The sequence below is a fragment of the Streptomyces alanosinicus genome (assembly GCF_014650595.1).
Lineage (GTDB): Bacteria > Actinomycetota > Actinomycetes > Streptomycetales > Streptomycetaceae > Streptomyces > Streptomyces alanosinicus.
On the sequence record NZ_BMVG01000085.1, the window covers coordinates 1 to 8168 of the forward strand.

Sequence of the window (8168 nt, forward strand, 5' to 3'; positions counted from 1 at the left end):
GCCCGAGGAGCCGAGTCCGGGATGGACATCACACGTGTCGAGGCGGACGACCTCGCTCACACGCGGCGCCGAGTGGTACAAGGTCCGCAGCAGTGCGTAGTCCCGTGCCGCGGCCGGATAGTCCGACGTGGTTGCGAGGCGGGCACGGGCGAAGGCGAAGAACGCCGTCAAGCGCTCAGCCGCCGGCGGCAACCGACAGGGCGTGTCGTCCCAGACATGCCGCAGCCGGTTGAACCGGTCCACCGGATCACCCACCCCGACGCCGTACAGGGCCCGGATCTCGGCCGCGTAGCGGTCCCGGACAAAGCCGTGGAACGTGCGCAGCATCTGCAGATACTGACGCCTGGTCCCCGCAGCCCGGCCAGCCAGCATCAGCGCGTGCAGCATCGCATCCACTTCAGCGGGCTCGATCTGCCACACCGGCCGCTCGAAACGGTCCAGCACCCGCTCCAGCAGCGCCGTGTAGCAGGCGATCGTCGTGGCAGAGAAGCCGCGTGACACCCAGGTCGAAACGAACGCCTGCGCGCAGCGCGCCTGGAAAGCCCACACATCCAGCGCCTGCCCGTCATCGGGCGTCAGGCCGCTGAGTCCGCCCTCGAGCAGCCGAAGAAGAGGCCTCTCCCCCACGCTCCACCACCTTCTCGCAATGCCCCTCGATTAAGGCAGCACCTGAATCAGGCGCGTGCCACCGAAGCCATCAACGAGACACCCGAAGAAAAGCAACCCCCACCTGACAGACAACCCCCTCATCCACACGCCTCCCCGTTGAGCCACTGCGCCTCGTCCACGAGGAAGGTGCGGGGACGCTCGGCCAGGGCGGCCTTCAGCAGGCGGTCGAATTCGCTGGGGTGGCGCGGCGGTTCACCAGCCAGATCGAGTGCGGTGAACAGCTCATAGCGCACCGCACGGGCGGTGGGACGGGCCCGGAAGGTGATCTTGCGGACGTCCTCGCCGGGTTCGAGTGCGCGCAGGCAGGTGTTGACGGCGAGGGTCTTGCCGAAGCCGGCGCCGCCGTGGATGCACATCATGGCCCTCGCGGCGACGGCGTCGGTGATGTTCTCCCGGGCGGTGAGCAGGGCCGTCCGGCAAGCGCGTTATCTTCTGCACACTGGAGGACGGCTCCGGACTGGTCGACATCGCCTTCTTCGAAGACTCCCACGAGCACGTCGCACACACCGTGTTCCACTCCGGGCTGCTGCTGGTACGCGGCCAGGTCGAGGCCCGCAGCCCGCGCCGCACCGTCGTCGGCGAGATGGCCTGGGACCTCGACGAAGTGGCCGCCGCCCGCCGCGACCACGGACCCCAGGCCGCCCTCGACCTCCTCGACCACACCACCCCGGCCCCCACCCCCGCCCAGCCAGTCACCCCGCAGCGCACCCTGGCTGACGGCACCGCCGGGGCCCGCCTGCACCCGTACGCCGATCTCCAGCCCGCCAGCACCCGCTCAGCCGACCTGCGCCGACTCGGCCACCGCAGTCCAGGTTCTCCAGACTGTGAGATGTCTCAGAGACATCAGGAGGTTCGGGGCGGCCTTCGGCCGGGCGATGGTCGGCGCCTCGGTGGCCTTGGCAGCACTGAGTCAGCCCTCCCGGGGGAGGGATCACCTGTTGAGGGTCCCCGCTGTTCTGGACCCACGTGAACCCTACGGCCGGTTCGAGCCGGACATGAACTCCCACCTAGACCTCGCCGCCGCGTTCGTGGCGCCCGGCTCCCGTACCCCGTCCGATGTCCGGACTCCTGAACCGGCGGCGAACGGTGCGGCGGGGTCGGCACCCTGAAGACCCGTTTGAGGAGGTGTGGCCCGCAGCCTCGGGTTGGTCACTCCTTCGGCTCCGTGGAGCGTGTCAGGGCGTATCCGGGCTCAGGCCTGGGGCACATTGGCGTCATGAATCGAGTACCCGACGAAGGCTTGGTCCTGGTCCCCGGCAACTCCCTGATCACGAGTTCTCCGGAAGAGGGGCGGGCCCTGGCTCTGACGCTGGCCCGTCACACTGTGCACAACATTCAGCCCGATCTGGACGTGCTGAAGGGTGGCCGGCCGAACTACGCCACCACTCCGGAAAGCCTCATGCACGCCACGCAGGTGGTGGCCATCGAGTTCCAGACGATCGCGGCTGCCAACAACTACTGGCGGTCCTGAGGCGGGCACGTCAGTCCGGAAGCCGACGACGCTGGAGTCCACGGCGGGCCTCACTGCAAGGAGCGTTGCAGTACCAGCAGCTGGGACAGGAGGGGACGGGGCTGCGCCGCCGCGCGCGAAGCGGATCAGATCGGCAGGTGGAAGACGTCGTCCTGGATGTTCGAGATCTGCGTGTTCCGCTTGATTACGTCCGACATCTTCGTGCTCTTGATCGCGGCGACCTCAGACGGTGTGAGGGCCGGGTCGTTCTCGAACCAAAGGCGGTCGCCGGCTCGGGTGCGGGTGAGCTGGTCGGTGATGACCGCGGTGAAGAGCGGACCGAACGCCGTGCCCGGGACATGAGGTTCAGCCAGCCCACCGATCAGCGGATCGACCAGACGGATGTCGCCGTACGCGGCACTCAGCTTCGCCTGCACCGCCGGGTCCGGTGTCAGCTCGGCGAACGTGCGGCGCTCGGGCAGTCCGTACGCCTTGCGGCACCGGTTGTAGTCCGGGATGCCGTGGTCGCGGGCCCGCTGGATGTCCACGGCCACGAGGTCCAGCGGCGGCGCGCCGGGCAGCCGGATGCTGCGCATCGCCTCGATCACCGAGACGTCGACCTCCTGCATGATCTGGGACGCGAAGCCCTTGAACACCGGGCCGATGCCGAACTGGTTGACGATCCCAATGTTGAGCAGTGCCTGGCCGTGCGGCACCGTCTGCAGGACCTTGCCGTCGTTGTCCACGATCAGCAAGTCGGGGGAGAGCATCGAGTGGCCGAACCGGAAGCCGAACGTGGCGAACTCGGCACTCATGGTGGGGTCCACGTGTGGGTCGTAGCCCGCATACGGGGCAATCGCGTTCGCGCCCAGGATCGCCGGGATGAACTCCTGGAAGGTGATCGACCCGATCAGCGCACCGACCCACTTGCGGGCGTGCTGGTATACCTGCTCGGGGTCGGCCGTGGGGCGTTCGGCGGCGATCAGCGCGGCCAGCCGGTTGTGCTCCCGGACGAACAGCGAATGGATGCTCATCAGCCCGTACCCGGTGTTGGCCCGCTCGTCACCGGCTAGGAAGAAGCCGGCCGCGGGGCCGACCGTCTGGTTGAAGAGTCCGGCCGTGTTCAGCGGAAGGACCGGCCCGTCGACTCCGGCGCTGGTCTTCAGCGCGTTGGTGTAGACGGCTACTGGCCCGAGGTTCTGGACGGCCCGCAGAGCCGCGGCCCGCCCCTCGTCCGGCCCGTACACCTGGCTGCCGTCGAAGTACGAGTTGGAGCTGTCGAGCTGCTGCCGCGGGTTGCGCCGTCCGGTGCCGGTGGACGGATCGTAGGCCGAGCGCGTGAGCGGGATCTGGCTGCCCGGCGGGAACGCAGTATCGTCGGCTGGCACGGGGATGCCGAACGTCTCCAGCGGATCCGCGGCCGAGATGAGGTTGACGTCGTGGTTGAGGAATTGCCCCCACATCCAGGTCAGGTCTGTCAGACGCTGGGCGTTGAGGGTACTCGTCTCCTGTCGGCAGACGATGTTGCTGACCACTCGAGCGCTCGGGCGGTCGGCGCCGGCCGGAGAGCTCACGCCGTCGGCGTACCCGACGGGGGCGCGCCGCAGGAACACCGAGCCAGCGGCCCCCTGCGCGGGGTGGTGGAGGTGGTTGCCGTAGCCGCTCACGGACCGGTACACCGGCAGATTGGGCGCCGCTGCCGTGCCGCCGCCGGTCTGAACCGCGCCACCCTCGACGGCGGCGCTCGCGGTGCCGTCGGGCGCGGCCGCGTCCGACGGCGGCACGGCGCGACGGCTGCCCTTGGGGTTGAATCCTTCCATCACGGATCCTCCGAGAAGCGCTGGTAGGCGGCCTCCGACCCCCCGGCGTCGACGACCTCAACGGAAAGGCACCTACTTCGACGCTACGTCCGCGCGCGCCCGGCGGCGAACGGTCCGGAGGCGGGGCGGGCAGCACCGCCGTCGCTGGGAGGAGCCGGGGCGGACGCGCCCGGCCGCGTCAGCGGCCGATACCCCCTCCTTCGGCCGGTGCGGTGCCGGCCGCGTCTCGAACGACGGCCGTCCGGCCGTCAAGGAACACGCCAATCCGGTCGAGGACGTCGATGGTCAGCTCCATGTTCAGCTGACGGGGCCGCAGGGCCGCGTGGAGTTCGGAATCATGCACGACACCCCCGCCGACATGCGGGACGCCTCCGCTACCGGCGAGAGGAACCAGCGGGACGCACCAAATGATGACGGCGACACAGGCACGAGGCGCTAGAGGCCGGCTCCACGCGATCCTCAATCACCGCTAAGTCGCAGCGGACCGAAACAGTGGTGGTCGGTCGTGCCACCTCCACCGAGGTCACAAAGCCGCAGCGGCTCGCAAGCTGCGCTGGCCGTTCGCAAACTGTGCTGCTCGGTCACACGACAGAGCGTCTGACAAGAGGCGCAATGTTCGAATTATGTTCGATACATTGTCCCGGGACGGGTGAGCTCCCCGTGCAGCTGGAGGTGGGCACCAATGTCACGAAGCGTCTGTGTCCGATTCCTCCGCATTGAGGAGCCTGGCATCAAAGCTCCGCCCCCGATGCGGTGGCGAGACAGTCTGAGGCGTCTGGTGAACCCCGGAAGCGCCGGGTGATCACCATGGGCCGCCACATCCTCCACCTCCGCTTCGACCTCCCGGCCGACCACGACCCTGAACTTCCCGAACGGCTGCGCCGCCTGCTGGAGGACATCACGCCGCGGGTGCAGATGATCGAACCGGACAGTGCCGCTCTCGACCTCACGGGTGCGCTCCCGTACTGGCGACGCGACGCACGCGGCCTGACCGAGGTGGTCCAGCTGCGCGCGCTCGCCCACCTCGGCCTGCGCAGCTCCGCGGGATGCGCACCCAACCGGATGCTCGCCGCGATGGCCTGCGCCCTCACCCCGCCCGGCCAGCGCACCGTCATCGAGGACTACCCCGAGGCCATCGGGGCGTTCCTGCGGCCCCGGCCGGTGAGAGAGCTGCCCGGCGTGGGCGCGAGGACCGCTGCGACGCTCGCCAGGTACGGCCTGCACACCGTCGGCGACGTCGCCGACACTCCCCAGCTCACCCTGCAACGCCTTCTCGGTGCCCGCGCCGGCCGGGCCCTCCACGAGCGCGCCCACGCGCGCGACACCCAGACCGTCGACCCCGCCCCGGCACCGGCGAGTATCAGCAGCCAGCACCACTTCGCCCGCGACGAACTCGACCCCGCCCAGCACCGGCGCGCCCTGCTCGCCCTGGCCGACGACCTCGGCATGCGGCTGCGCACCTCCGGCCAGATCGCAACGGGCCTGACCTGCACCGTCCACTACGCCGACCTGACCTCGACCCGCCGCAGCCGCGCCCTGCCGGAGCCCACCCAGCACACCGTGCTCCTGGCCCGCACTGCGTATGGGGTATATGCCTCCCTCGGCCTCCAGCGCGCCCGGGTCCGCAGCATCTTGCTGCGCGCCGACGCCCTTCGGCCCGCTGACCGGGCCACCCGGCAGCTCACCCTCGACGCGGCGGACGACAAGCCCCTCGCGATCGAAGCCGTCGCCGATCGCGCCCGCACCCGCTACGGACGCCAGATGCTCTACCCCGCCGCCCTCGCCATCAGCTCCCGTCCCCCGTCAGCCCGGCAGTAGGACTGAGGCGGTCGCCTCGCTACGTGGCGGGAAGGCGGGCAATGCCCCTATCGATCGCGAGGAAGCCCGGCGGCTGGTCGCCGACGGCACCAGCATCTGCAATCACGGCCGGCCCGACACCGACCAGGGCATCGTCGGCGTAGAGGCCACCCGCCGCACGCCATATCGAACAAAAGTGCCTATGTGGCCGATATTCTGTGCCCATGGTGGCCGGTAAGCGGCACCTCCCGAAGAAGGCGCTGCAATGACGACTCCTCCCCCGATCTCCGAGCCGGATCCGTCCGCACTCACCTGCCCGGTGACCGCGTCGGTCTCTGCGCGGGTGCCAGCGCAAGACGCACAAGTTCGGCAGCGGTGGCTGTCCGCTGTGCCAGTGGTGCATGGCTCCGGTGATGGCGGGGTGGGGTCCGGGCGTGCGCTACACGAGCACGCGCGGCTGAACCTGAAGCGCATTCCTCGTGCGGCTCGGTCCTGCGGCTTAGGCTGGTGGTGCTCGGGGCTACCGCGGAGGTCTGCCGATGCCCCGGAGCGTGTGGAACGGGCGATCAGCTTCGGTCTGGTCACCGTACCCGTCGCTGTCCAGGCCGCCACCGAAAGCCACAGCATCACATTCCACCAGTACCACCTGGCGGACATGTCGCGGGTGCGAGTGCGCAAGTACTGCGGCCTGGAAGACCGCCCCGTCGACGAGACAGAGATCGGCAAGGGCTACGAGGTGTCCAAGACACAGGTCATCCCGATCACCGACGAGGAACTTCGCCGGCTGCCGCTGCCGACGGCGCGTGCCATCGAGATCGAGACCTTCGTACCTTTGGAATCGATCGATCCGATCCGTATCGGTGCCGGCTACTACCTGGCCGCGACCGAGCAGGTCGCGGCGAAGCCGTACAAGCTGCTGGTCGAGGCCCTGCGGCGATCTTCGCGGGTGGCAGTCGCCAAGTGGGCGTGGCACGGACGTGAGAGATTGGGCTTGCTCCGCGTCCGCGGCGACGTAATGGTCATGCATCTGATGCTCTGGCCCGACGAGGTCCGCTCCCCCGAGGAACTGCTGCCGCCCCCGATCGAGGTGCCCGAGGACGAGATCGAGGGCGCGCTCGCCCTCATCGACACCATGACCGTCGACGACCTCTCCGAGCTGGGAGTGCGGGACGAATACACCGAGGCGATCGCCCAGATCATCGAGGCGAAACGCGAACAGAAGCCCCTCCCCGAGGCACCAGAGCCCGCGGCAGCGCCCGGCCAGCTGGTCGACCTCATGGCCGCGCTGAACGAGTCCGTACAGCGGGCAAAGACGGCCCGGGGTGAGGACGCCGGACCGGCCGAGGTGCACAAGCTGCCGAAGAAGGCTCCCTCGAAGAAGCAGCCGGCCAAGAAGGCCACGGCGAAGAAGACGACCGCGAAGAAGCCGTCCGGCCGACGTCCGCAAAGCGCTTAGGCAGCCCGATGGGGCGTGCCGGGGCTGACAACCGCCCAGGTCCACGCCCGGCCAGCCTTTTCAGCCGCCCCGAGTGGGCTCTGGCGTCACCTTCGCCAGAACAGGTGGTGCGTCACGCCGCTCGGGCTGGGCACGACCTCCAGGTGGAACCGGTCGAGCAGCTCATCAGGGGACTCCCACAGCCGTAGTCCGGAGCCGAGCTTTACCGGCGAGACCGCCACATGCATGGTGTCGACGAGGTCGGCATCAAGGAACTGCCGGATAGTGGTCACCCCGCCACCGAGTCGGACATCCTTGCCCTGTGCCGCTTCCCGCGCCTGTTCGAGGACCGCGGTCGGGCCGCCGCCGACGAAATGGAACGTGGTGTCGGAGAGCGTGAACGAAGGACGCTCGTGGTGGGTCATGACGAACACCGGGGTGCGGAACGGGGGCTCCTCCCCCCACCAGCCGTGCCACTCATGGTCCTGCCAAGGCCCGCGCTGGGGCCCGAACTTGTTGCGGCCCATGATCTCGGCCCCGATGTTGCGTGCGAAATCTCGCGTGAAGTAGTCGTCGAGGCCCTGGCTCCCGCCGGGGTCCGTGCGCATGGGCCAGCTCGCCGTGGCTCCGGCCCAGGCGAACAGCCTCTCGGGATGATCGAGGCCGAATGGCCGCTCAAGACTCTGGTGCCCACCCGCACCGATTCCGTCACTCGAGACGTTGAAGTTCATGACTCTCAGCAGTTGATCCACGTGTTTCCTCGTCAGGTCCTGTCGCGTCATCGTGTGGCGAGGCGCCGCACATCATGACGTCGAACGGGACGTGGCCGGATCGACAACGGCCCGCAACTTTTTTCCAAGGCGCGTCAGGAAGCAGCCCCGTCGGCCGTGAGGCCGTGACGGACGCGGACGGCTCGGCGGTTCAAAGACGGGTTCTGAGCTTGTTCCTTATCGTCGGCCATTACGCAGAGCGACGAGTGTCTCGGGTCGTTTGACGG

The 8168-nt window shown here is 68.9% G+C and carries 7 protein-coding genes and 1 pseudogene; 4 read left to right on the forward strand and 4 right to left on the reverse strand.

Going from position 1 to position 8168, the window contains the following annotated elements; translation table 11 throughout:
* Positions 1–627 (reverse strand): site-specific integrase (locus tag IE277_RS45825; RefSeq protein ID WP_506005354.1); only part of this gene is annotated, 627 nt, incomplete at its 3' end.
* A gap of 119 nt (positions 628–746) precedes the next feature.
* On the reverse strand, positions 747–1076 hold the full coding sequence (locus IE277_RS45830; RefSeq protein ID WP_373311020.1) for an AAA family ATPase: 330 nt from the start codon (positions 1074–1076) through the stop codon (positions 747–749).
* Between the two features lie 2 nt (positions 1077–1078).
* On the opposite strand from IE277_RS45830, the pseudogene IE277_RS48655 reads away from it, so the two are divergent.
* Together IE277_RS48655 and IE277_RS45835 are read left to right on the forward strand one after the other, a co-directional pair.
* Positions 1079–1486 (forward strand): annotated as a pseudogene (locus IE277_RS48655) (DNA polymerase III subunit alpha); the annotation flags it as partial.
* Positions 1487–1885: 399 nt separating this feature from the next.
* Positions 1886–2140 (forward strand): hexameric tyrosine-coordinated heme protein, encoded by a 255-nt coding sequence (locus IE277_RS45835; protein ID WP_189959971.1) that lies wholly within the window; start codon positions 1886–1888, stop codon positions 2138–2140.
* Between the two features lie 125 nt (positions 2141–2265).
* On the opposite strand, the gene IE277_RS45840 is transcribed toward IE277_RS45835, so the two are convergent.
* Positions 2266–3939, reverse strand: a complete 1674-nt coding sequence (locus IE277_RS45840; protein WP_189959972.1) for a peroxidase family protein — start codon at positions 3937–3939, stop codon at positions 2266–2268.
* A gap of 807 nt (positions 3940–4746) precedes the next feature.
* On the opposite strand from IE277_RS45840, the gene IE277_RS45845 reads away from it, so the two are divergent.
* Together IE277_RS45845 and ku are read left to right on the forward strand one after the other, a co-directional pair.
* Positions 4747–5757: a DNA polymerase Y family protein gene (locus IE277_RS45845; protein ID WP_189959974.1), complete on the forward strand. Its 1011-nt coding sequence runs from the start codon at positions 4747–4749 to the stop codon at positions 5755–5757.
* A gap of 532 nt (positions 5758–6289) precedes the next feature.
* Entirely contained in the window at positions 6290–7192 is a 903-nt protein-coding gene (gene ku, locus IE277_RS45850; protein WP_308433490.1) for a non-homologous end joining protein Ku, read from the forward strand.
* 86 nt (positions 7193–7278) lie between these two features.
* On the opposite strand, the gene IE277_RS45855 is transcribed toward ku, so the two are convergent.
* Positions 7279–7923 (reverse strand): dihydrofolate reductase family protein, encoded by a 645-nt coding sequence (locus IE277_RS45855; RefSeq protein WP_189959976.1) that lies wholly within the window; start codon positions 7921–7923, stop codon positions 7279–7281.
* Positions 7924–8168: the final 245 nt, after the last annotated feature.

Bases quoted from the DNA above. Each gene is read 5' to 3' on its own strand.
- IE277_RS45835 (WP_189959971.1), top strand. From the start codon at position 1,886: ATGAATCGAGTACCCGACGAAGGCTTGGTCCTGGTCCCCGGCAACTCC.
- IE277_RS45840 (WP_189959972.1), bottom strand. From the start codon at position 3,939: ATGGAAGGATTCAACCCCAAGGGCAGCCGTCGCGCCGTGCCGCCGTCG.
- IE277_RS45845 (WP_189959974.1), top strand. From the start codon at position 4,747: ATGGGCCGCCACATCCTCCACCTCCGCTTCGACCTCCCGGCCGACCAC.